25 protein-coding genes are annotated in these 23,317 nt (G+C 63.6%); 10 read left to right on the forward strand and 15 right to left on the reverse strand.

What is annotated here, in order from left to right; all coding sequences use genetic code 11:
• The first annotated feature begins 108 nt into the window (after positions 1-108).
• On the forward strand, positions 109-561 hold the full coding sequence (locus tag KW568_RS24380; protein WP_212628081.1) for a universal stress protein: 453 nt from the start codon (positions 109-111) through the stop codon (positions 559-561).
• Positions 562-632: 71 nt separating this feature from the next.
• Here KW568_RS24380 and KW568_RS24385 read toward each other — a convergent pair whose 3' ends face one another.
• Genes KW568_RS24385 through KW568_RS24400 form a run of 4 tightly spaced genes read right to left on the reverse strand, consistent with a single transcriptional unit; the run spans position 633 to position 5,397 of the window.
• Complete coding sequence (locus tag KW568_RS24385; RefSeq protein ID WP_004575355.1) at positions 633-1,493, reverse strand: HlyD family secretion protein; 861 nt, start codon at positions 1,491-1,493, stop codon at positions 633-635.
• A gap of 10 nt (positions 1,494-1,503) precedes the next feature.
• Positions 1,504-1,704 (reverse strand): DUF1656 domain-containing protein, encoded by a 201-nt coding sequence (locus KW568_RS24390; RefSeq protein ID WP_003251718.1) that lies wholly within the window; start codon positions 1,702-1,704, stop codon positions 1,504-1,506.
• Positions 1,694-3,871, reverse strand: a complete 2,178-nt coding sequence (locus KW568_RS24395) for an FUSC family protein (protein WP_003251716.1) — start codon at positions 3,869-3,871, stop codon at positions 1,694-1,696. Before KW568_RS24395 ends, KW568_RS24390 begins: the two co-directional genes overlap by 11 nt.
• The gene (locus tag KW568_RS24400; RefSeq protein WP_259537031.1) at positions 3,868-5,397 is read right to left on the reverse strand and encodes an efflux transporter outer membrane subunit; all 1,530 of its coding nucleotides are present in this window, start codon (positions 5,395-5,397) and stop codon (positions 3,868-3,870) included. The genes KW568_RS24395 and KW568_RS24400 overlap by 4 nt, the downstream gene beginning before the upstream one ends.
• A gap of 191 nt (positions 5,398-5,588) precedes the next feature.
• Between KW568_RS24400 and KW568_RS24405 the strand changes: the two genes are divergently transcribed.
• On the forward strand, positions 5,589-6,536 hold the full coding sequence (locus tag KW568_RS24405; protein WP_003251712.1) for a LysR family transcriptional regulator: 948 nt from the start codon (positions 5,589-5,591) through the stop codon (positions 6,534-6,536).
• A gap of 175 nt (positions 6,537-6,711) precedes the next feature.
• Positions 6,712-7,686: a D-glycerate dehydrogenase gene (locus tag KW568_RS24410; RefSeq protein WP_003251708.1), complete on the forward strand. Its 975-nt coding sequence runs from the start codon at positions 6,712-6,714 to the stop codon at positions 7,684-7,686.
• Positions 7,687-7,899: 213 nt separating this feature from the next.
• On the opposite strand, the gene KW568_RS24415 is transcribed toward KW568_RS24410, so the two are convergent.
• Positions 7,900-8,802: a DMT family transporter gene (locus KW568_RS24415; RefSeq protein ID WP_004575358.1), complete on the reverse strand. Its 903-nt coding sequence runs from the start codon at positions 8,800-8,802 to the stop codon at positions 7,900-7,902.
• 185 nt (positions 8,803-8,987) lie between these two features.
• On the opposite strand from KW568_RS24415, the gene KW568_RS24420 reads away from it, so the two are divergent.
• Positions 8,988-9,863 (forward strand): helix-turn-helix domain-containing protein, encoded by an 876-nt coding sequence (locus tag KW568_RS24420; protein WP_004575359.1) that lies wholly within the window; start codon positions 8,988-8,990, stop codon positions 9,861-9,863.
• 28 nt (positions 9,864-9,891) lie between these two features.
• Here KW568_RS24420 and KW568_RS24425 read toward each other — a convergent pair whose 3' ends face one another.
• The 6 genes from KW568_RS24425 to KW568_RS24450 form a co-directional block, all read right to left on the reverse strand.
• Entirely contained in the window at positions 9,892-12,282 is a 2,391-nt protein-coding gene (locus tag KW568_RS24425; protein WP_003251700.1) for a TonB-dependent siderophore receptor, read from the reverse strand.
• Positions 12,283-12,457: 175 nt separating this feature from the next.
• Complete coding sequence (locus tag KW568_RS24430; RefSeq protein WP_003251699.1) at positions 12,458-13,438, reverse strand: FecR domain-containing protein; 981 nt, start codon at positions 13,436-13,438, stop codon at positions 12,458-12,460.
• Positions 13,435-14,010, reverse strand: a complete 576-nt coding sequence (locus tag KW568_RS24435) for an RNA polymerase sigma factor (RefSeq protein ID WP_014859905.1) — start codon at positions 14,008-14,010, stop codon at positions 13,435-13,437. The genes KW568_RS24430 and KW568_RS24435 overlap by 4 nt, the downstream gene beginning before the upstream one ends.
• A 5-nt stretch (positions 14,011-14,015) precedes the next feature.
• The gene (locus tag KW568_RS24440; protein ID WP_004575362.1) at positions 14,016-14,342 is read right to left on the reverse strand and encodes a DUF3325 domain-containing protein; all 327 of its coding nucleotides are present in this window, start codon (positions 14,340-14,342) and stop codon (positions 14,016-14,018) included.
• Positions 14,342-15,919, reverse strand: a complete 1,578-nt coding sequence (locus KW568_RS24445; protein ID WP_259537037.1) for a PepSY domain-containing protein — start codon at positions 15,917-15,919, stop codon at positions 14,342-14,344. Before KW568_RS24445 ends, KW568_RS24440 begins: the two co-directional genes overlap by 1 nt.
• The gene (locus KW568_RS24450; RefSeq protein ID WP_003251691.1) at positions 15,916-16,221 is read right to left on the reverse strand and encodes a DUF3649 domain-containing protein; all 306 of its coding nucleotides are present in this window, start codon (positions 16,219-16,221) and stop codon (positions 15,916-15,918) included. Before KW568_RS24450 ends, KW568_RS24445 begins: the two co-directional genes overlap by 4 nt.
• 256 nt (positions 16,222-16,477) lie before the next feature.
• Between KW568_RS24450 and KW568_RS24455 the strand changes: the two genes are divergently transcribed.
• Both KW568_RS24455 and KW568_RS24460 read left to right on the forward strand, forming a co-directional pair.
• Complete coding sequence (locus KW568_RS24455) at positions 16,478-16,825, forward strand: HPF/RaiA family ribosome-associated protein (protein ID WP_003251689.1); 348 nt, start codon at positions 16,478-16,480, stop codon at positions 16,823-16,825.
• A 121-nt stretch (positions 16,826-16,946) separates the two neighbouring features.
• The gene (locus KW568_RS24460; RefSeq protein ID WP_003251688.1) at positions 16,947-17,237 is read left to right on the forward strand and encodes a DUF3509 domain-containing protein; all 291 of its coding nucleotides are present in this window, start codon (positions 16,947-16,949) and stop codon (positions 17,235-17,237) included.
• Positions 17,238-17,240: 3 nt separating this feature from the next.
• On the opposite strand, the gene KW568_RS24465 is transcribed toward KW568_RS24460, so the two are convergent.
• Positions 17,241-17,711 (reverse strand): phosphate-starvation-inducible protein PsiE, encoded by a 471-nt coding sequence (locus tag KW568_RS24465; protein ID WP_003251685.1) that lies wholly within the window; start codon positions 17,709-17,711, stop codon positions 17,241-17,243.
• A 448-nt stretch (positions 17,712-18,159) separates the two neighbouring features.
• On the opposite strand from KW568_RS24465, the gene KW568_RS24470 reads away from it, so the two are divergent.
• From KW568_RS24470 to KW568_RS24480, 3 genes are all read left to right on the forward strand, one after another.
• A complete protein-coding gene (locus KW568_RS24470) occupies positions 18,160-18,402 on the forward strand; it encodes a hypothetical protein (protein WP_003251683.1) in 243 nt (80 codons plus the stop codon).
• 92 nt (positions 18,403-18,494) lie between these two features.
• Positions 18,495-18,758, forward strand: coding sequence for a DUF3077 domain-containing protein (locus KW568_RS24475; protein ID WP_003251681.1), 264 nt, complete (start codon positions 18,495-18,497; stop codon positions 18,756-18,758).
• Positions 18,759-19,111: 353 nt separating this feature from the next.
• Positions 19,112-19,375, forward strand: coding sequence for a YebG family protein (locus KW568_RS24480; RefSeq protein ID WP_003251679.1), 264 nt, complete (start codon positions 19,112-19,114; stop codon positions 19,373-19,375).
• Between the two features lie 58 nt (positions 19,376-19,433).
• Here KW568_RS24480 and KW568_RS24485 read toward each other — a convergent pair whose 3' ends face one another.
• Complete coding sequence (locus KW568_RS24485; RefSeq protein WP_003251677.1) at positions 19,434-20,453, reverse strand: Glu/Leu/Phe/Val dehydrogenase dimerization domain-containing protein; 1,020 nt, start codon at positions 20,451-20,453, stop codon at positions 19,434-19,436.
• A 124-nt stretch (positions 20,454-20,577) separates the two neighbouring features.
• Between KW568_RS24485 and KW568_RS24490 the strand changes: the two genes are divergently transcribed.
• Positions 20,578-21,384, forward strand: coding sequence for a SirB1 family protein (locus KW568_RS24490; protein ID WP_004575364.1), 807 nt, complete (start codon positions 20,578-20,580; stop codon positions 21,382-21,384).
• On the opposite strand, the gene maiA is transcribed toward KW568_RS24490, so the two are convergent.
• Positions 21,378-22,010 (reverse strand): maleylacetoacetate isomerase, encoded by a 633-nt coding sequence (maiA, locus tag KW568_RS24495; protein ID WP_003251674.1) that lies wholly within the window; start codon positions 22,008-22,010, stop codon positions 21,378-21,380. The genes KW568_RS24490 and maiA overlap by 7 nt on opposite strands.
• A gap of 12 nt (positions 22,011-22,022) precedes the next feature.
• Positions 22,023-23,315 (reverse strand): fumarylacetoacetase, encoded by a 1,293-nt coding sequence (gene fahA, locus KW568_RS24500; RefSeq protein WP_259537044.1) that lies wholly within the window; start codon positions 23,313-23,315, stop codon positions 22,023-22,025.
• Positions 23,316-23,317 lie beyond the last annotated feature (2 nt).

Here is a 23,317-nt window from a genome sequence, read left to right on the forward strand (position 1 = left end):
TCAAGAATGATGCATGGCAGGTTCGGCCCTTTCGCGGGTAAACCCGCGCCTGCGTTGGTCTACGCGAAGAGGCCGCCCCAGCCCCCCCAAATACATCAAGGATCCCGCATGCCCAGCCCCGTCCTGATCGCCATCGACGCCTCCCCCGCATCTGCCGCCCTGCTTGCCCTCGCCCGCCGCTACTGCCGCCCGGGCGAGCACGAACTGCACGTGCTGCTGGCCATCGATTCGACCTTCGCGGTGCACGCGCAACCCGCGCCCTACACCGCCGAGGAACGGGAAGAATACCCCGCCGCCTGCGAGGAACAGCAGCATGCCGACCACGCCGTAGCCGAGGCCGTGCGCGAACTGCAGCAAGCCGGCTTCGCCAGCCGGGGCTGCATGGTGGCCGGGCTGCCAGTTGAAGCGATTGTCGCCAAGGCGCAGGCGCTGCGTTGCGAGCTGATCATCATGGGCCACCGTCACCTGTCGCGGCTGGGGCGGTTGCTCGACCCGTCGATCAGCGCGAAGGTGATTGATCGGGTCGAAGTGCCGGTGTTGGTGGGGGCAGCGAGTGCCTGAGTTGCGCGAGGTGTCGCCAAGCGGATCGGGCAGCGCGCGGGGTGCGCTCGATCGGCCTGGCGACGTATACCTCAAGGCGAACTCGGCTTCACCACCACCGTACAGGTCGTCCCCGCCGCCAGCAAAAACCCTTCCGGCACTTCATCGATGTGAATGCGCACCGGCACCCGCTGCGCCAGCCGCACCCAGTTGAAGGTCGGATTCACGTCGGCGATCAGCTCGCGGCTCTGTGGGTTGTCACGGTCGTAGATGCCGCGGGCGATGCTCTCCACATGCCCCTTGAGCCGCTCGCCGCTCATCATCTGCAGTTCGGCCTGGTCACCCACCTTCACATGCGGCAGCTTGGTCTCCTCGAAGAAGCCGTAAACCCAGAACGAGTGCTCGTCGACCACCGCCATCACCGCTTCACCGGTACGCGCATAATCGCCCTTGTGGATATTCAGGTTGGTCACGTAGCCGTCCACCGTGGCCACGATGTGGGTGCGCTTGAGGTTCAGTTCGGCAGCAGCCAGTTCGGCCAGGGCCTGCTGGTAGTCAGCCTGGGCGGAATTGGCGATGTTGCTGGCGTCGTCGCGGTTTTCCTTGGAGATCACCAGGTTGTCCATGTCGGCACGGCGCTTGGCATTGACCTTGCGCATTTCCCAGGTGGCCTTGCGCGAGGCGACCAGTGCCTTGGCCTGGTCGACGGCCAACTGGTAGTGCTCAGGGTCGATCTGGATCAGCAGGTCGCCCTTCTTCACCCGCTGGTTGTCCTTGACCGGTACATCCACCACGTAGCCGGGCACGTCGGCAGCGACGTTGATGATGTCGGCACGCACACGGCCATCACGGGTCCATGGCGTGGTCATGTAGTGCAGCCACAACTGGCGACCGATGGCCACGGCAGCGACCAGCACCAGCAGGGTGGCGATCAGGCTGAAGAACTTTTTCATCGAAGGATTCTCACCAGTAGACAGACAGCGCCATGGCGCCGAACAAGCAGACGAACAGGCTCAGGCGCAGCAGCGCCGGGTGCCAGAAGAAGCGGTAGCCATCATGGCTGGCAATGAACCGGTCCAGGCCCCAGGCCAGGCCCAGGGCAAACAGGAACATCAAAGTCATGGTGGGCATGTACACGCCATGGAAGGCGATCTCACGGGGCATGGTGCAGTCCTTTCGCCGGTGCCAGTGGCGACTGTGGGTCCAGCAGGGAAGTACGGATGAAGTGCAGGTAGCTTTGCACGCGGCGCAGCACCGAGGTGTCGAAGTGCCGGGCGAATGGCTCGTCGGTGGCCTGCACGCGGGCGATGGCGTGGTCCACTGCCACCAGTGCGCGCTCGTGGTTGCTGGCGCTGGGCTGCAGGAACAGCCGGGTCAGCGCACGGCCCATGACACGGATTGCCTGGCGCCAGGGCTGCGACTCGGCATAGGCCGGGTGCACCGGGGCGCGGGCTTGCTCCTTGCGCAGCTCGATGACGGCGTGGCCGATCTCCAGCACGGTGAACATCCAGCCCATCAGCTGGCTTTGCACCTGCGGCTTGCCGGCCGCCAGGCCATAGGCCTGGTGCAGCAGGTCGCGGGTGCGGCTTTCGAAGGCCGAGCCCAGGCCGCGCAGGCGGCCGCTGATGGCGAACAGCACCTGCTCGCGCAATGCCTGCTCCAGGCGGCTCCACAACCAGCGGCTGTTGGGCGGCAGGATGATCGCCCCGGCGGCGGCACAGACGAACATGCCGATCACCATGCCGATGTAGTCGTTGATGAAGGTGTACGGGTCATAAACGGTGAGGTTGTTCGGCACCGAACCAATCGCGAAGAACACCAGCAGGCCGATGCCATAACCGGCGTAGGCAGGGCGCGACGAAAGAAACGCGCCCAGCACGAACACAGGCGCCAGCACCATGCACAGCAGCGGGAAACCGTCGATCCAGGGGAACACGAAGAAGGTTTCGAAGAAGCCGACAAAAGCGCCGATGGCCGTGCCGCAAGCCATCTGGAACGACATGCGCTTGGGGTTGGGTGACGCCGCCGAAAGGCATACGGTGACCGTGGCGATCAGGGTCATCATGGCGCCACTGGGCCAATCGCTGAGCAGCCAGTAACTGCCCAGCAGCAACAGCACTGCCGAGGCGCGCACACCGGCCGCCAGCGATACCAACCAGCTGGTCTGCGCCACGTAGGGCTCGTCCCACTGCTCGCGCTCGTGCTTGTGCGCGGCCAGCGAGGCATGGGTTTCGGCGTAGCTCAACATCTCGTCGACGAAGCGGTACAGCAGCTCGAACGCGGTGTGGAAATCGAGCAGGTCGGATTCGCTGGGGTCCGTTGCCAGGTACTCAGCCCGCAGCCCCCGCACCTGGGCCTGCAGGCCTTCCTTGTAGGCGGCCAGCTCCAGGGTCAGGCGCAGCGCATCGGCGTCAGTCAACGCCCGGCCCACATAGGGCTGCAGCAACTCCACCAAGGTGTTCAGGCCCGGTTCGATGGCACTGACGATCTGCAGCGGGCCACGGGCACGCAGGCGCTCCAGCAAGCGGTGCAAGGCATTGAAGCGGGTGGTGATGGCCATGAACTCGCTGTTCATGCGCACCAGCCGGCCACTGCGACGGCGCATGTGCGGGTCTTCGAAAGCGGTGACGTTGCGCAGACTCTCAAGGCCCACGGCCTCTGCCACGAAGCGCACGTTGCTGCTCTCGAAGCGGTCCTTTTGACTGTCGCCACGCAGGGCCTCGACCACCACCCCGGCAAACACGCCAAAGCGCTGGTACAGGGCGTTGCGCATTGCGGCACTGGCCGACTGCGGCAGGATCGCGGCACTGACGAAGGTCGACACCAGAATACCCAGGGCGATTTCCAGCGCCCGCCATACCGCTGCCATGAACGCCTGGTCGGGGTGTTGCAGCACCGGCAGGCCGATCATCGCTGCGGTGTAGCCGGCCAGCACGAAACCATAGGCGCGGAAGGTGCGGTAGCGCATGGCACCGGCTGAGCACAGGCCCACCCACAGGGCCAGGCTGGGCAGAAACAGCTCGGTGTTCTGCGGGAAGATGGCGATCAGCGCCACCATCATCGCCGAGCCGGCCAGGGTGCCCAGCACCCGGTAGAAGCTCTTGGCGAACACATGCCCGCTTTGCGGCTGCATGACGATGAACACGGTGATCATGGCCGTGCGCGGTTGCGGCAGCTCCAGGCGCATGGCCAACCACAAGGTAATGAACGCGGCGGCCAGCACCTTGAAGATGTACACCCAGGTCACGCCGTCGGTGCGCGCCCAGGCAAAGAAGCCCCGGCGCCATTCCAGGCTTTGCAGCCAGCGCACGGGCAAACTGGAAGTGCTCATTCGGCGTTATCCGGCTTCTCGTCGAAAATGGCCAGGGTGGCCGGGGTCTTCGGCGCTGCCTGGCGTTCCTCTTTCGGCGCATCCTGACCGGCCTGCAGGCCACCACCCAGGGCGGTGACCAGCTCGGCATGGGCAATCAGGCGGGCGGCCTGCACCTGCTGCTGCACCTGCTGCTGGCGGAACAGCAAGGTCTGCGCGTTGAGTACGTTCAGGTAGTCGGTAAGGCCGCGCTGGAACGCGACCATGGCGATGTCGTAGGTTTTCTGCGCGGCAGCAACCGATTCGGCGGCGAAGTGCGACTGTTCTTTCATCGACTCGCGGCGGATCAACTGGTCGGAGATGTTTTTCAGCGCACCGACCACAGTCTGGTTGTAGCGCGCCACGGCCACGTCATAGCCGGCGGAAGCCACGCCCAACTGCGAGCGCAAACGGCCACCGTCAAAGATCGGCAAGCTGATGGCCGGGCCGACGTTGTAGTTGAACTTGCGCCCGGTCAGGAATTCCAGCGGGCCACCGCCGGTGGCCATGAAGCCCAGGCTGCCGACCAGGTCGACGTTGGGGAAGAAGCCGGCGTGAGCGACGTCGATGCCACGCGCCTGGGCAGCCACCTGCCAGCGGCTGGCAACCACATCAGGCCGCTGGCCAACCAGTTCGGCGGGCAGGTTCGAAGGCAGTTTCAGCGGCGCGGCCAAGGCCAGGGCCGGGCGCTGCAACTGCGCGCCTTCCCCCGGGCTCTTGCCGGCCAGTGCGGCCAGCTGGTTGCGGGTCAGGGCAATTTCTTCGTCGAGGCTGTCGAGCTGACGGTGGGTTTCCGGCAGCGGCGCTTCGGCCTGGCTGACTTCGAAATGGGTGCCGATACCGGCATCCAGGCGACGCTTGGCCAGGGCCAGGATCTGCTCCTGCTGTTCCAGTTCGGCCTTGACGATATCGCGCTGGGCAAAATGCAGGCTCAGCTGGATGTAGGCACGCACCACATTGTTCTGCAGTTCCAGCTGCGCCTGACGGGCTTCGGCCACGCTCATGTGCGCCTGGTCCACGGCCTGCTCGCTGGCATTGCGCTCGCGCCCCCAGAGGTCAAGGGCGTAGCTGAAACCGATGGCGGCGTTGTTGTCCCAGGTGTTGGCACCCGACAACGCGCCGGGGCCATAAAACTGGTCTTCAGGCCAGTTGTGGCGCTTGAGCGTTGCCTGGCCGTTGGCCTGGAGCTTTTCCGCCGACTCGACCACACCGGCCATGGCCTTGGCTTCGCGAACCCGCGCCGCAGCCATGGCCAGGCTCGGGCTACCGGCCACGGCCAGGGCAATCCAGCGGTCCAGCTGCGGGTCGCCATAGGCGTGCCACCACTGCTGGTCGGGCCAGTGAGCGTCGGTCGCGGCTTCGCGAATGGCCGCATCGGTGGTCAAGGTATTGGCTTGCAGCGTCTTGCTTTGCGGGGCAATGCCCCAGGTTCCGATACAGCCGCTCAAGGTGAGGGCAAGGGCACAGGCACTGAACGCCTTGAGCGTTCTGATGATGCGACGCGGCACAGCTGCGATTTCCCGAGGAAGAGGTGAAGGGGCCGGGCAATTCTAGGGGGCAGCAGCACTGGCGATAAGCACAGATTCCTGCGAATCTTTGTTACCAAAACAGCGATAATCCGCCTTTGGTCGAAGGCAACTTTTTCTCTTTTCTAAGTTACTTCGTGACACAATTTTGTCCTCTACCTCGAGAGTGACCCATGGACACCCTGCAAAACATGCGTGCTTTCAGTTGCGTAGCCCAACTCGGCAGCTTCACTGCCGCTGCGGCGCAACTGGATACGACCACCGCGAACGTGTCGCGGGCGGTCTCCAATCTGGAAGCCCATCTGCAAACAAGGCTGCTCAACCGTACCACCCGCCGCATTGCGCTGACCGAAGCCGGCAAGCGCTACCTGATGCGTTGCGAACAGATTCTTACCTACGTCGAAGAAGCCGAGGCCGAAGCCAGCGACGCCCATGCGCGCCCGGCCGGGCAGTTGAAGGTGCATTCGATGACTGGGGTCGGCCAGCACTTCGTGGTCGATGCCATCGCCCGCTACCGCGAAACGCACCCGGACGTGACCTTCGATTTGACCATGGCCAACCGCGTGCCCGACCTGCTCGACGAGGGTTATGACGTCTCCATCGTGCTGGCCACCGAACTGCCCGACTCGGGGTTCGTTTCGCAGCGCCTGGGCATCACCTACAGCATTGTCTGTGCCTCGCCCGCTTACATCGCCCAGCATGGCGTGGCGCACAAGCCTGCCGACCTGCTCAAGCACGCCTGCCTGCGCATGGTCAGCCCGGTCATACCGCTGGAGAAATGGCTGTTCGATGGCCCGGAAGGCCAAGAGATGGTCAACATCACCAGTTCGCCGTTCATGGTGAACACCGCCGATGCCATGAAGACTGCGATCCGCAGTGGCATGGGCGTAGGCGTGCTGCCGATCTATTCGGCTATCGAGGGCCTGCGGGACGGTAGCCTGGTTCGCGTGCTGCCCGAGTATCGCCTGCAGGAGCTGAACCTGTATGCCATCTATCCATCGCGGCAGTATCTGGATGCCAAGATCAAGACCTGGGTCGAGTACCTGCGCAACTCGCTGCCAGAGATTCTTGCCGCGCATGAGGCAGACCTGAAAACCCATCAGGTGCTGATCGCCAACTAAAAAGCTGCTGCATTGCGGGGGCGGACAATGGTAGGTTGCTAACCATTGATTTCGCCTGTTCCGGCCCCTTCGCGGGCAAGCCCGCTCCTGCAAGGCACCGCGCCCCCCGTAGAAGCGGGCTTGCCCGCGAAAAAGCCAGCACAGCCCCCACCCCGCCTAGCAGAGAAGTTGCCCGATGAAAAAGACCGTCCTGGCCTTCAGCCGTATCACCCCGGCCATGGCCGAGCGCCTGCAGCAAGACTTCAACGTGATTCTGCCCAACCCCAAGCTCGGCGACATCAACGCCCAGTTCAACGAAGCCCTGCCTGAAGCCCATGGTCTGATCGGCGTTGGCCGCAAGCTCGGCCGGGCGCAGCTTGAAGGCGCGGCCAGGCTGGAGGTGGTGTCCAGCGTGTCGGTCGGCTATGACAACTACGACCTCGACTACTTCAACGAGCGCGGCATCGCCCTGACCAACACCCCCGACGTGCTGACCGAAAGCACCGCCGACCTGGGCTTCTCGCTGATCATGGGCTGCGCCCGCCGCACCGCCGAGCTGGATGCCTGGACCAAGGCCGGCAACTGGCAGGCCACCGTGGGCCCGGCCCACTTCGGCAGCGATGTGCATGGCAAGACCCTGGGTATCGTCGGCATGGGCAACATTGGTGCAGCAGTGGCACGCCGCGGCCGCTTCGGCTTCAACATGCCGATCCTGTACAGCGGCAACAGCCGCAAGACTGCGCTGGAGCAGGAGCTGGGCGCACAGTTCCGCAGCCTGGATCAGTTGCTGGCCGAAGCCGACTTCGTGGTCATCGTGGTGCCGTTGTCCGATGCCACCCGCAAACTGATCAGCAGCCGCGAGCTGAAGCTGATGAAGCCGAGTGCGTTCCTGATCAACATTGCCCGTGGGCCGGTGGTGGATGAGGCGGCGCTGATCGAGGCGCTGCAGGCGGGCACCATTCGCGGCGCAGGCCTGGATGTGTACGAGAAAGAACCGCTGAGCGACTCGCCGCTGTTCAAGCTGCCCAATGCGCTGACCTTGCCGCACATTGGCTCGGCCACTGCCGAAACCCGTGAGGCCATGGCCAACCGGGCGATCGACAACCTGCGTGCGGCGCTGCTGGGCGAGCGGCCGCGGGACCTGGTGAACCCGCAGGTGTGGAAGGGTTGACCGTTTTGGAGTGCCTGGGCCGGCCTCTTCGCGGGTAAACCCGCTCCTACAATTTGGAATGCCTGTGCTGGCCCCTTCGTGGGTAAACCCGCGCCTACAATTTGGAATGCCTGTGCTGGCCTCTTCGCGGGTAAACCCGTGCCTACAAAGGGTGTGCACTGCCCTGTAGGAGCGGGTTTACCCGCGAAAGGGCCGGCCCAGGCAACCCATCACCTATTTGGCTACCACAACACCCCCAGCCACCCTGGGCCGGGGCTTGCGAAACACCAGCACATTCCCCGCCATCACCGCCACCAAGCCGAGCAAGGCCGGCGCCGTCCATTGGTAACCCTCAGCCACCGCCGACACATTCAACGCCACCAACGGGAACAGCACCGTGCAGTAAGCAGCCCGCTCCGGGCCCAGGCGCCCGACCAACGTCAGGTAGGCAGTGAAGGCAATCACCGACCCCGGCACCACCAGGTACAGCAGCGAACCGATATAGCGCGCATTCCACTCCATGCTGAACGGCACGCCGCTGACCACACAGAACACCGCCAGCATCACCGCCCCATAGACCATGCCCCAGGCATTGGTGGTCATCGGCTTGAGGCCGGCCTTCTGCTGCATGCTCGACAGCAGGTTGCCGGCCGAGAAGCACAGCGTGCCGAACAGGGCTAAACCAAGGCCGTACAGGGTTTCGCGGCTGGCTGCGTGATGCGACAGCTCCGGCCAGAACAGCAGGCCCAGGCCAAGCAAGCCCAAGGCACCACCGCCAAGCACATTGCTGGCGATTTTCTGGCCGAAGAAAATACGAGCGTTAAGCGCGTTCCACAGTGTCGCGGTGGAGAACACCACCGCGATCAGGCCGCTGGCGATCCACTGGCTGGCGCTGAGGAAGCAGATGAAGTTGACGCAGAACAGGCACAGGCCCTGGGCCAGGCAGATCTGGTGGCCACGGCGGTTCATGGGTTGCAGCCGGCGGGTAAGCAACAGGAAAGCAAACAGGATCAGCCCGGCCAGGGCGAAGCGGTAGACGATCGACACCGGGATCGCGACCACGCCTAACTGGAGTTTCAGGGCGATCCAGGTGGTGCCCCAGATCAGGACGGTGAGCAGGTAGAGTGACAGGTTCATGGTGGCGGTTCCTTGGGCCTTTGGAAATCGGTGCCCGGCGCTTCGCGGGTAAACCCGCTCCTACAGGGATCACCAGTGTTCTTTCGATCAGCCTCTGTCTGCTTGCACGAACTTGCGCTTTTCTTGCGCCGGTAGCTGTCACTCGATCCAGGGCGCAGTAGGATGGCAGGCAAGAGGAACCGCCAATGACGCCACTCACCCAGTTGCAAGTGTTCAACGCCATGCATGCCTCGCCCAACGCCAGGCTGGAGCTGAGCGCGCACCTGGGCGACGGACTGGCGGCAGCGTTGTGGAGCAACCGTGACGATGCGCGCGACTACCAGGCGCCTAGCCATCACACCCTGTCGTGCTACATCGCCGACGGCACCGGCACCTTCCGCCGCCAGCGCCCGGCCGACAAAGGTGCGCCCGACAAGCTGTGCGTGATGCCGGCCGGGCAGGAATCGAACTGGGTCGTCAATGGCGCGATCCGCCTGGCACACCTGTATATCAGCGAGGCGCAGTTCGCCCTGGGCTGTGTACGCCTGCTCGACCGGGAACCGCGCGAGCTGCAACTGCAGGAAGCGACCTTTCTGGACGACCCGCAGCAGGCTGCCCGCTTCCGTCAATTGATCCAGCTGGACTGGGACGAGCCCGGCGAGCGCCTGCTGGCCAGCAGCCTGGCGCACGAGATCGTTGACCATGCGCTGCTCAGCCAGGTCGGGTTGCGCCAAGGCCTGCGCCTGAAAGGCGGGCTGGCGCCAAACCTGCGCCGACAGCTGGTCGACTACCTCGAGGCACACCTGGATCAGCCCATCACCCTGGAAGAGCTGGCGCTGCGCTGCAATCTGTCCGCATACCACTTTGCGCGCATGTTCCGCGCCAGTTTCGGGCTCCCGCCGCACCAATATCTGCTGGCCCGGCGGCTGCACCGGGCGTGCCAGTTGTTGCGGCTGGGTGTAATGCCGCTGGGGGAGATTGCCTTGTTGTGCGGGTTTGCCAGTGCCAGCCATTTCAGCAACCGGTTTCGCCAAGCCCTGGGGGCCACACCTGGCGAATACCGCAAGGCCTTTTTCATCTGAAACCGGGCCGCTCTGCGGCCCCATTTGCCTAGAACTCGAAGGTGCTCGACAAACTGACCTGCCGCGCATCGCCAATCGCCACAAAGTACTGGTTCACCGCCGAGCTGTAATACACCTTGTCGAACAGGTTCTTCACGTTCAGTTGCAGGCGCACGTTGTGTTCGTCGAGTTTGGTTTCATAAGTGGCAAACGCATCGGCAACGGTATAGCTCGGCAGGTCGAAGGTATTGGTCGCGTTACCCGAACGCTCGCCCACATAACGGGCGCCGGCACCGAAGCGCAGCCGGTCACCCCCGAACAGGCTGCCAAAGTCATACACCGCCGACAGCGAGCCGCTGTGGCGGGCCACGTTCTGCAGGCGGTTGCCCTCAAGATCAGGGTCCTTGGTGACCTTGGCATCGGTCAGTGCATAGCTGCCGATCAGGCTCCAGCGCTCGCTGAGCTGGCCGGTCACGTCGAGTTCTACACCGCGTGAACTGACCTCACCCGCATTGCTGTAGACCGTCTCGCTTGTGACGGCGTCAAAGTTCGAGACCAGTACATTGCGCTTGGTGATATCGAACAACGCCAGGGTGCCCGTGATGCGGCCTGGCATGTCGAGCTTGGCGCCCAGCTCCCACGCCTTGCCCTCCTCAGGTGCTACCGAGGAATCGAGCACGACATTGCCGGTCAGCGGCGCGATGGTCGAGTTGGGCTTGAACGACTCGCTGTAGCTGCCATAGAACGAGAGCTGGTCGTCGACTTTGTAAACGATACCGGCGTGGGGCACCCAAGCCTGGCCACTGATGTCGGTATTGGCCTTGAACGGGCGACCGCGGCCAGCGTACTGGTCGTACTGCTGGAAACGCGCACCTGCTACAAGGATCCAGTGCTCATCGAGGTGCAGCGCGTCCTGCACGAACAGCGCATCGGTGCGCAACTTGTCGGTCTGGTCGCTGTCGCTGGCTCGCACGTTGGTGCCCTCCACTTCCTGTCCGTAGACCGGGTCCAGATAACTGAACGTGGACTGTGGCGTCTGGCGAATCAGGTCACCGCGAAAGATCTTGCGGTCTTCATGGTCGATGCCGAACAGCAGGTCATGCTGCATCCCCGCCAGCTCGACATTGCCATTGAGACTCAGGGTCACGAACTGGTCACGGCTCATGGCGTTGTGGGTGCCGTCGATGCTGCGTGTCAGCGTGCCTTGGGTTTCGTTGACGCCGGTCACACGAACCTGGCTGGCATCGTAGGTCTCACGATTGAAGCTGTAGCCGAAGTGCAGCTTCCAGTCATCGGCCAGCTGATGGTCGACTTCCAGGCGATACAGGTCGGAGCGCCCTTCCATGTCGTTGAACGGCTCGTCCAGGCGGCGCGTGGCAGGGATGTTCAGCGGGTGGCCGTTGTTGCCGAACGCGGTGCCACGGTCGAACGGATAGAGAAATTCACGGTGCTCGTAGGCCAGCACCACCTGGGTGTCTTCGCCCAGCCAGGCCAGCGACGGCGCCACCAGCGATTCGCGGTGCACGCCGTAGTTGCGCCAGTAGTCCTCGTCTTCGTGGTCGACGACCAGGCGGTAGGCGAAGTTGCTGTCACCCAGTGCGCCCGTGCTGTCGAGCCCGCCACCGCTGCCGTTCTTGCCGCTGCCATAGGTCGAGCCGCGCACGGTCAGGGCGTTGTACTGCTGCAACTGCGGACGCTTGCTGACCACGTTGATGACCCCACCCGGGTCCTGGATACCGTACAGCAGCGAGGCAGGCCCCTTGAGCACTTCAACCCGCTCGGTGCTGGCGTTGAGGTTGCGACCCTGCACCACGGGCATGCCATCGCGCATGATCGAGCCGTCGCGGTTGTCGCCAAAGCCACGTTTCATCACCGTGTCGGATGTGCCGCCGAAGTTGTTGCCCTGGGTAATGCCGCTGACGTTGGCCAGGGCGTCATCGAGGTTGCGCGGGGCCTGGTCGCGGATAACCTGGGCCGGTACCACGTTGATTGCCTGAGGGATGTCTTGGTTCGGGCCCTGCCCGCGCATGATCGAAGCGCTGGCCGGGGGCTGGTAGCTGTAGTCGTCCAGTTGCGAGGTCACGGTGGTGGCCTGCAGGTTGAGGGCACCGGAGGTGTCTGCAGGTTCGAGGGTCAGGGTACGTGCGTCGACGCGGCGCCAGGCCAGCCCAGCGTTGCCCAGCAGTTGTTGCAGCGCCTGCTCGGCGCTGAACCGACCCTTCAGCGCTGGCGCTTGCACGCCCGGCAGCTCGAGGGTGTAGACCACGCTCTGGCCAGTGGTGCGGCTGAAGGCGTTCAGGGCCTGGGCCAAGGGTTGGGCCGGCTGGGCGAAGGCATAGGCCTGCAGCTGCTCGGCCGCGGTTGCCAGGGGGGCGACAGCGAAGGCCGGGAGCGCAGCAAGGCCGAACCAGAGAGGGACGCAACGCGGGGAGAACTTCATGGACGCTGACCTGTGAGGGGGTGATTATTGCGAATCAATCGCACTTTCACTCATTACACGGATGCCACGTGCTGTTACCTCACCTGTGCCTGGAAATATTTTTGTTGTGGCGACCTCTTCGCGGGTAAACCCGCTCCTACGGGGGGGTTACCCGTGAAGAGGCTGGCACAGGCAACTACCGAATCAGGGTCAAACGCCCCAACACGGTCTGCCGTGAAAAACCCATCACCTTGCCCAGCGAATCCAGCGCCAGCAGCGGCTCGGCCACCGGGAAGCTGCCGCTGACCTTGCGCTGCCCCAGGTCACCATCGAGCAACAGGATACGCCCCGGGTAATATCGCCCAAGGTCTTCGATCACCTGCGCCAGCGGCACCTGGTAATAGTTCAGCCACCCCTGGCGCCAGGCCAGGCGGTTGTCACTGTCCACCGCCAGGGTGTCGCCTACCCTGCCTGCGCGGTAGGTTAGCTGCTGGTTGGCAGTCAGTTCTCGCGCCACAGTGCCCTGCGCGGGGCTGACGCCCACACGCCCACTGCGCACCGTCACCTGGGCACCCTCGCCTTGCTCACGCACCTCGAACTGGGTGCCGAGCACCCGCACTTCGCCGCCGGCAGCTTCCACCAGGAACGGCTCACCGGTATGGGTAACCTCGAAGAACGCCGCGCCATGCAGCAACCGCACACGGCGCTCACCCTGGGCGAAATCGACCGCAATGGCGCTACCGGCATCAAGCGTCACCTGTGACTGGTCGGCCAAGGTCACCTGGCGAATCTGCCCGGCACTGCGGTAGTCCGCCTGCAGGTCCTGCAACCAGTACCCCGGGTGCCAACCACCCGCGACGCCCACGGCCAGCACCAGGCAGGCTGCCAACGCCAGCCCTGCCACCCGCCGCCACCCGCCACCCGCCGGCGGTCTGGCCATGGCATCGAGGTAGCGCTGCAGTGCGTCCTGTTCTTCGTCCGCCAGCCGCGCCGCCGGGGCGGCGCTTTTCTGCCAAAGCACCTGGGCCTGTTCGTAGGCTGCGCGGTGTGCGGGGTCGGCCAGCAACCAGCGCTTGAATGCCGCCCCTTCGGCTTGCCCGGGTTGCTCGTTGATCCGGTTGAACCATTGCAGGGCAGCCTGAAACTGCGCTTCGGTGATCGGCGGTAAACGGCTCATCGACGGGCGCTCCCTGGCCGGCGTGGGGTGGACGCGGGCTCGGCAACACTCGCCTTGCACGCTTCGAGGGCGCGCATCATATGCTTTTCCACGGCGCTCTGTGACAGCTGCATGGCTTTGGCGATCTCGCTGTACTTGCAGCCGTGAATGCGGTTGAGCAGGAAGATCTGCCGGGTGCGCTCGGGCAAGGCACGCAAGGTGGCCTCGATACGCTGCAAGTCGTGGTCGACCTCCACGGCCTGCTCAGGGGCCTGGGCCAGGCTCGCCTCGCTCACCGGCACAGCGGCTTCGGCCACGCGTTCGCGGCTACTTTCGCTGCGCAGGTGGTCTATGGCCAGGTTGCCCGCGCAACGCAGCAGGTAAGTGTCCAGCGCCTCGACCTTGACCTCGGGGCGACGCCAGAAACGCAGGAACAACTCCTGGACCAGGTCCGAAGCGGTGGCGCGGCAGCCGACCCGACGGCTTACCAACGCCTCCATACGCGCACGCTGGGCCTGGAACACCTGGACGAAACGTGCACGTGCGCCTGCGCTGTCAGCGTCAGGTTCGATGATATCCCTCGGCTCGCTCACAGGGATCACGCAGCAGATACGGCCAGCATGGGGCCCAGCACCACGCTGACGGCAGCCAGGCCCAGCAGCAGACGAGGCTGGTACGGCAGGCCGAACACCCACAGTGTTACCCCGGCCATCATCACTGCGGTCCACTCCACCAGGCCGAGGGCCCAGCCACGCAGGTACACGCTGAGCACCAGCGACAGCATCAGCAGCAGCCAACCTGCAACACGTAACAGGAGCAAGTGCCTGGGGCTTGGCTTGCGCCCGAGCAAGTCGCTGAAGTGCTTTTCCATCGCCAGGCACAGGGCAACGAAGCCCGCAAAGGCAATCAGTGCGTTACCCAGCATCAGCTCACCTCCACCGTTTCAATGCTCGACTTTTTTGTCGCACGCGCCGCGCGCTTGGCTACGGGGGTTGGGCTGGCCAGCATCTTGTGGGCCAGCCAGGCCAGAAACAGGCCAGTCCCCAAGGCTGTCAGATCGAAGCCGGCCATGGCCCAGTCACCCTCCAGTACCGAATGGTTCAAGCCCCGGTCAGTCGTCAGGCCATTGAGCAACGGCAGCAGGGCGAAGGCCAGCGCGCCCAGCGCCAGTTGCTCGCCCCAGGCCTTGCGCCCGCTACGCAGCACGGCGTGCACCAGCGACAGGCCCCAGGCGATGAAGAAAGCATTGACCTCCCAGTCGGCCCGGCCTTCGACAGCCATGGGCACCAGGCGGTTGGCCCAGAAGAAGCTCGCCACCGCCAGCAACAAGCCACTCATGCTGGCCATATTGAGCACTTCGACCAGGCGCAGCTCCCCTGGCACAGCTCCGCTCTTGGCGTGCTTGAGCTGGCGCTTGCCCAACCACATCACCAACCCGGTACCAATCACCGCCGTACCGGCCACACCAAAGAAGAAATACAGCCAGCGCAGCCAAGGCCCGGCAAAGTTACCCATGTGCAGGCCGGCGAAACTGAAGGCGGTCATCATTAAACCGCTCTCCGGCTTGCCCTGGCTCAACAGCGCACCACTGGCCCCATCGAATGTCCAGTTGGCGCTACGCCGATAAGCCACGTGGTCGGCTGCCGATTGGGTGAAGGTGACGCGGGCATTGCTGTCGCCCGGGTTTTGCACCTGGATGCTGCCAACACGCGCCCCCGGCTGCAGCGCCTGCACCTTGGCGTACAGGCTCGGCAACGCTACCGGCGGCGTGGCCACTTGGGCCGCCTTGGGCGCATCGTTGCGGCCAAACAGGTCATTGAAGTACTTGTCGGTGTCATTGCCGTAGCTGGCCATGATGCCCGCCGGCATCACCATGTACATGAACAGCACCAGGCTGCTGTAGCTGATCATCAGGTGGAACGGCAGCACCAGCACGCCGATGGCATTGTGCCCGTCCAGCCAGGAACGCTGCCCCTTGCCAGGGCGGAAGGTGAAAAACTCCTTGAAGATCTTCTTGTGGGTAATGATGCCGGTGACCAACCCCAGCAGCATGATGAAAGCGCAGAACGTCGAGAGCCAACGGCCAACCGGGTAAGGCATCTGAAGCTGGAAGTGGAAGCGGTAGAAGAACTCACCACCGCGGCTGTCACGTGCGTCCACCGGCTGGCCGGTCTGGGTATCGAGGGTTTTCCTGACAAAGCCACGCGGGCCGCCACTGGGGTCGCGGTAGCCCACACTCAAGGCGGCCTCCCGTTCGTTCGGCATGCGAATGAACCAGGTACTCGAATGCCCTGCATTGTCCTGCAGGTAACGTTGAGCGACTGCCAGGCTATTGATCGGGTCCAGGGCATGGCTGCGCACTTCAGGCTGCGACCAATGAGTGATTTCTTCCTTGAAGTACGACAGCGTGCCGGTAAGGAAGATGGCGAACAACAGCCAGCCGAAGATCAGGCCGGTCCAGGTGTGCAGCCAGGCCATGGCCTGGCGGAAGCCTTCTTTCATGCGTTTTTCATCCAGTAGGCAACGCCGCTGATCACGCCCAGCAGCAGGCTTGGCGCCAATACGCCCAACCAGGCACGCCAGGCGCTGCGGCAGGCGAAACACCAGATGAACGCCAGCAGGTAGAAGACGAACGACAGCAGCAGGCCGGTGAGCGTGGCATCGACCTTGGGCAGTGGCGCCAGCAAGGCAATACAGACGCTCGCGAGGGACGCCAGCAGATAGCCGCCCAGCAGCGCGGCCAGGCTACGGGATGTCACGGCCAGGCGATAGCTGAGCGGGAGGCCGGCGGTTTTGCGCGTCATGGCGAGGTCCGGGCGTTCTTGGGGCTGCAATAATAATGATTTCAATTCTCATAAGCAAAGCCCAGCCCCCGCTACCCATTTGGCCGTACGAGCCACGCGTCACGGTAAGCCCATTTGCAACAAGAAATTTATTTTCAAAAAGGGCTTGAATTCATTCCGCAGTTGCCTGACCTTAGAGTCAAGAGGCGCAGAAATTCCAAGGGTCTCAAGGGCCTAGGCGCGTCTCCATGCGAGCAAGCTGAATAAGGATTGAATCATGCAAATCCAGGTCAACAGCAGCAACGATTTCGACGGTAACGCCCGGCTCGACCAGTGGGTCCGCAGCACACTGCAGAACTCGCTGGAACGTTACGAAGAAGACCTCACCCGCATCGAGGTTCACCTGCGCGACGAGAACGGCGTCAAGCCCGGACCGCATGACAAACGCTGCCAGATGGAGGCTCGCCCGAAAGGCCACCAACCGATTTCCGTGACCCACACCGCCAGTTCGCTGGACCAGGCAGTCGACGGTGCCGCCACCAAGCTCAATCACGCGCTGGAGCACTTCTACGGCAAGCTGCGCAGCAAGCGCGGCGTCTTGGAACTGAGTGACCCGGACGCCTGATCGGCAATGCAAAACGCCCGGCCTTGAGCCGGGCGTTTTCGTTTGTGCCGATCAATGGCGCTGAACCAACGTGCGAACGTCCCGGTCAACCTCTGCATTCACTCAACGCAGAAGCAAGACCATGAACAACCCATTCGAACGAATCAGTGCTGCATTCGCCCCCGAATACCGGGTGAACCTGAGCATTGCAAACCTCGACGGCAGTATCATGCTGACCCTGTCCGACGACGCCGGCGTGGTCGCCAAGCGCCTCATCACCCCGGCCCAACGCAACGACCCGGTGCGCCTGCAACGGGTGATCGACAGCATCCGCCTGGGCCTTGCGATCGAACTCAGCCAGAACCCCCTGCAAGTGCTGGCCGCGCTGACCCGTGACGCCCGCCACGAGCCGCGCCATTTCATTGCCAACTGAGGGCTACTTGCCCTCCTCCACTGCCTTGCCGTTGGCGTCCAGCACCTTGGTCGAGGGGTAGCGGTACGAAGCGTAGCGCACCACCAGGATCGAGAACGCCAGCAGCAGGATGCCGCCGCACAGGTACAACAGCCCTTCATCGGGTGCCTTGTGGTGCGAAACATCGCCGATCAGCAGGCGAGTGAGCGCAGTAATTGCCACGTACAGCAGGAAGCGGATCGGCATGTGGTTGGTCTTGAAGTAGATCCCCACCATCGCCCCCAGCTCCAGGTAGATGAACAACAGCAGGATGTCATCGACACTGATCCCGCCCTTGCCCAGCATGTCCAGGAACGTCACCACCGCCGCGTAGGCGGTGATCGCGCCAATGCCGAACAGCGCCAGGTAATGGAACGCCTCGACGCACAGGTTGCCCAGCGAGTCGGCCGAGCCGTGCAGGCCCTTGCGCAGTTTTTCTGCCCATTTGATGTTCACGATGTTCCATTCCCCGATACGTCTTTAAGGATGATGCGTCGCTGATGTGACGCTTGTGCCATGCAGTTAAAGGGCCAAGCCCCTGTCTTGGAAGGCGACCGATTGCCGCAAGACACCTTGAGGCGTGGCGCATTGCAAAAAAGCACGCCGTGCTTGGGGAAAAATCAGATTTAACCCCTTCCTTGTAGGGCATTTCCCAAAGATACTCCCTGCCATTGTGGCGTTCGGGCATGCGCACTAGTCTGGGGTCGTCGCTGCCAATCAGCGACCGGCTTTGACAGGCCGCCCTGAACTAACCACATGGCTTTGCCTTTATGGCAGCTGTCATGGGGCACCTCGTGTGCGCCGGCTTTTGGTTCTGTTCACCGGTCTGTCAACCCATGTACAGCTGCCGCCTCATTGTTTGACAGCAGGAGGTGGTGGCCCCAACTTTGAACAGGCCTTCACCATGCTGAAAGTAGTTCCCGATCCACCCCATAACCCCCATTCCCTCGAAGACACCCTGATCCAGGCCACCGACTACGCGTTGTGCGCAGCCACCGTGGTGCATCAGGCGTTGCTGCTTCAGCCCAAGTCACCGGTTTCGATCCTGATGATGACCTCGATGCATGAGCTGGAGGCGCTGCGGGCTCTGCTTGAGTCGGCACTGGTTCAGGTGCAGATGCACGCTGAGCCCAGGACTTCGCACTAAGGCTGGTTAATGTGCCGGGAGGGCCGGCCTCTTCGCGGGCTCGCCCGTGAAACGGGCGGCCAGGCACTCGAGAAACTTCAGGGGATTGAACAATGACAACAGAAGACACCCAATTCACCGTCGGCAAGACCACTTTCTATCAAGGCGAAAACAGCACCCATCCACTGTTCCGCATCGAGCCCGGCATCCCCTGCAGGGACGCCCGCGAGCAGTCGTCGGAATTGATGGGCTATGTGCGTGAATTGACCATCACTGGCCTGATGGAGGAGAAGCCCATGATGATATGGGCCGCCCATTATCTGAGTGCCATGGCCAAGGCGCTGATGGATGATGCCGAGTTGGGCATGAAGCAATGAGGATTTCGCTTCAGGTTGGATGAAGGCCTCTATGTGTTTGCCGCAGCAGTTTCAGCGCCTGTGAGATCGAGCCCCGCCCGCGCGGCGCACCATTGTAGGAGCGGGTTTACCCGCGAATAGGCCGGACCTGCCGGCCAATATCTCCCGGTCATTCACCGTCGCAGCCGCCACCGCATTCGCGGGCAAGCCCGCTCCTACATCTGTTTGGCCAATTGTTCCTGGCAAAGGTGCGCGCGCAGCGCTCGGTCTGTGCCACGCTACAATTTCTGCTTGCGAACCAACCAGCATTGCCATTACTGTATATAGATACAGTAAACCGCAACACAACCAGCAAAAAGGCATAGAGGTGATGAATGGCCGTCGAAGTGGTGTACCGCAGCAGCCGCGACCCGGAGCGCTTGTTCATGGATAAGGCCGAAGCAGACCGTCACGACAAAATGCTCGAACTGGCCGAGCGCCTGGCCGAAGTGCTGCACAAGGCGGTGCCGTCGCTGACCGAGCAGCAGGTCGAGGAAGCCGGTATCTACATGGCGAAGAACCGCGATGTGTTCGCCCGGGCGTTCAAAAGCCAGCCGGATGCGTTGGCCGAATTGCTTGAGGGTACTGCTGCCGAGTGATATCGCCCGAGGTGTGCGGGTTTACCGGCGAAGTGGCCAACAACGCCATCAGCAACCTTCAGCCATACAACAACCGCTCCGCCAACATCTGCGCCACCCTTGCCGGCGAACGCTTCTCCGCCTGCGCATGGCCAAACACTTCGGTCAGCCGTGAAGGAATCCGCGCCAGGTGCGCAGTAATGGTGCCTTGGTCTTCGCCACGGTGGGTGAGTGCCACATAGATCAGCCCACCGGCATTGATCACGTAGTCAGGTGCATACAATATGCCGCGCGACTCCAGCTGGTCTGCCACCTGCAAGGTCGTCAGCTGGTTGTTGGCCGCCCCCGCCACTGCCGCACAACGCAGTTGCATCACGCTCTGCCCGTTCAGTACCGGGCCCACGCCGCAGGGTGCAAAGATATCGCAAGGGGTACTGATCAACGCATCGTTGGTCACCGGTTTGGCATCGAACTGCTCCATCGCCAGCCGCACCCGCCCCGGGTCCAGGTCGCTGACCAGCAGCTCCGCGCCCACCGCATGCAGTTGCTCCGCCAGTGCATAACCGACATTGCCCAACCCCTGCACCGCTACCCGCAAGCCTCTCAGGTCATCGCTGCCCAGCCGGAACGAGGTTGTGGCACGTATGCCCGCGAACACCCCCATCGCCGCATGTGGCGATGGGTCGCCCGATGCAGTGGTGCTGGTCACGTAGGGCGTGCTGTGGGCAATGCAGTCCATGTCCAAGGTCGAGGTGCCACTGTCCACGGCGATGATGAAGCGCCCATGCAAGGTATCGATGAAGCGGCCAAAGGCCTCGAACAGCGCGGCGCGGTTTTCCACATGCGGGTTGCGCATGATCACCGCTTTGCCACCCCCCATCGGTAAGCCGGCCAGTGCTGCCTTGTAGCTCATGCCCTGGGCCAGGCGAATCGCGTCGGTCATGGCGCTTTCGTCATCGGCGTAAGGCAGGTAGCGGCACCCCCCCATGGCCGGGCCCAAATGCTCACTGTGGATTGCCACAACGGCTTTCAGGCCTGTAGGCGGGTCATTGAACAGGTGCAGTGACTGGGTACGGGTGCTTTGCATCAGCGCGAACATCGACTGGCTCCCCTACGAGGTGCTCCTTCCAGTATAGGCACGGCCTCAACCTTGACGCCGCCGCCGGACCACTGGACGAAACCACGCGCCACGGCTAATACTCAAACGTGTGTGGAGATGCCCCATGAAGCCACGTCAAGCCTGCCTGGCCTGCCTGGAACGCGAGCCTGTCGACCTGCTGGAAGCCGCATTGTGGATTGCTGCCGAGCACGACCCGGGTGTCGAGCCCGCGGCCAGCCTTGCTGCGCTGCACGACCTGCAGCGCGAGATAAGCGCCAACCTGCCGATGCTTCCACTATGCGAACTGGCCCAGCCACTGCTGCGCCAGCTCAATGCGCTGGGCTTTCAGCAGGATGAATATCACCCCTTGCGCCCCCATGCGGCGATGATGGACAAGGTACTGCAGCGCCGCCGCGGCCAACCACTGACCCTGGCCATCCTCGCGCTGGAACTGGCCAGGCGCCTGTCCATACCGCTGGAGGGTGTGGGCTTCCCTGGCCATTTCCTGCTGCGCGTGCCGGGTGCCGACCACCTGCTCGATCCCTGCGGCGGCCGGCGCCTGTACCCCAGCGACTGCCGCGAATTGCTGGCGCGCCAGTTCGGCCCGCACCTGGCGCTGACCGCCGAGCACCTGCGCAGCGCCAGCCCGCTGCAGATGCTGCAACGCCTGTCACGCAACCTGCGCCAACTGCACATCAGTAACGACAACCACCTGGCGGCGTTGATCGACGCAGAGCGCATCATGCAGTTGGGCCCGGTGCAGGTGAGCGACTACATGACCCGCGCCTCGCTCTACCATCATCTGGATTGCCCACAGGCCGAGCGCTTCGACCTGGAGCATGCGTTGCTGCTGACGGAAGACCCGGTCCAGCGCCTGAAGCTGTCCGAGCGAATCGGCAAGCTTCCGGCGACGAACCGTTCACTTCACTGAGCCGGGCTGTCCGGCTGCTGGGCGGGGTGGGCCTTGGCGAACGCCGGGTGCGCGGCCGCCAGTGCGGCAACCCGCAGGATGCGCGGGAAGCTGTCGAGGTCGATGTTGAAGCGTTCGGCCGCGTACAACTGCGGGATCAGGTACACATCCGCCAGCCCTGGCGTGTCGCCAAAGCAGAAACCGTGATCGCCAATGAGTTGCTCCACTGCCGCGAGCCCTTGGCTGATCCAGTGGCCGATCCACTGGTTGACCTGCCCCTCATCCTGACCGGCCTGGCGCAGCCGGTTGAGCACACTGACGTTGTGCAGCGGATGAATGTCGCAACCAATGATGGCCGCCACCCCACGTACCTTGGCCCGTGCCTCGGCGGTGGCCGGCAGCAACGCAGGCTGTGGATAAACCTCTTCCAGGTACTCGATGATCGCCGGCGACTGCACCAGCACCTCACCACCGTCGGTGCGCAAGGCCGGTACGCGGCCCTGCGGGTTGACGGCTACATAGCCCTCGCCGCGCTGCTCACCCTGCAGCAGGTTGACCGGCAGGGACTGGTAAGCCAGCCCCTTCAGTGCCAGGGCAATGCGCACCCGGTAGGACGAGGTGGAACGGTAATAGGTGTACAGCTCCATACCCCTGCCTCCTCAGTTGGCTGCGATGACCGTGCCGCGGCATTCACCGAAACCGATGCCGGCTACGCCGTCACGTGTGCAGCGGGCACGCAGGATGATTTCGTCGCCGTCTTCGAGGAATTTGCGCACCTCGCCGCTGGCCAGCTCGACCGGCAGTTTGCCGCCTTCGGTGATCTCCAGCAGGCTACCGAACGATCCCGGCGTGGCGCCCGACAGCGTGCCCGAACCGAACAGGTCACCCGGCTGCAGCTGGCAGCCGTTGACGCTGTGATGCGCCACCAGCTGCGCCACGGTCCAGTACATGCTGCGGGTGTTGCTCAGGGTCAGGCGGTGCGGGGCAATGCCCTGCTCACGCATGCGCTCGGTCAGCAGCAGCACTTCGAGTTCGATATCAAATGCACCACTGGCCTGGTCGCGCTTGTCCAGCAGGTACGACAGCGGCTGCGGGTCACCTTCGGGGCGTGCCGGCTGAGCACAGCGGAACGGCTCCAACGCTTCGGCGGTGACCACCCAAGGCGAAATGGTGGTGATGAAGCTCTTGGACAGGAACGGCCCCAGTGGCTGGTATTCCCAAGCCTGGATATCGCGCGCCGACCAATCGTTGAGCAGGCACAGGCCGGCTACGTGCTCGGCGGCATCGCCTACTGGAATTGCCTGGCCCATGTCATTGCCCTGGCCAATCCAGATACCCAGTTCCAGTTCGTAGTCCAGACGAGCGCAAGGGCCGAAGCTCGGCTCGGTATGCCCGGCCGGCAGGGTTTGGCCCTTGGGCCGGCGCACGTCGGTGCCGGACGGCCGGATGGTGGAGGCGCGGCCGTGATAACCGATCGGCACGTACTTGTAGTTGGGCAGCAGTGGGTTGTCGGGGCGGAACAGTTTGCCCACATTCTTCGCATGCTCGATGCCTACGTAGAAATCGGTGTAGTCACCGATCTGCGCCGGCACGTGCAGCTGGCAGTCACTGGCCGGGAACAACGCCGGCTTCAAGGCCGCCTGGTGTTCGCTGTGCTCATCGAGCAGCACCTGCAAACGCTCGCGCAGGGCTACGCGGGCATTGCGGCCCAAAGCGAAGAAGGCGTTCAAAGCCCCGCCGCGGGTGGCTTCAACGGCGGCCTTGGCCGCCCCGTCGAACAGGCCGGCGGCCAGCACCGCCTCCAGGTCGAGGATCGCGTCGCCGATCGCCACGCCACAGCGCCTGGCTTCACCCGGCCGGCTGAAGATGCCCAAGGGCAGGTTCTGCAGCGGGAAGTCGCTGTGCCCGTTGGCGTGCTCGACCCAACTACGGGCATTGGCAGTGTGGTTCATGG

It is taken from the genome of Pseudomonas sp. HD6515, from assembly GCF_024971855.1.
Classification (GTDB): Bacteria; Pseudomonadota; Gammaproteobacteria; order Pseudomonadales; family Pseudomonadaceae; genus Aquipseudomonas; species Aquipseudomonas alloputida.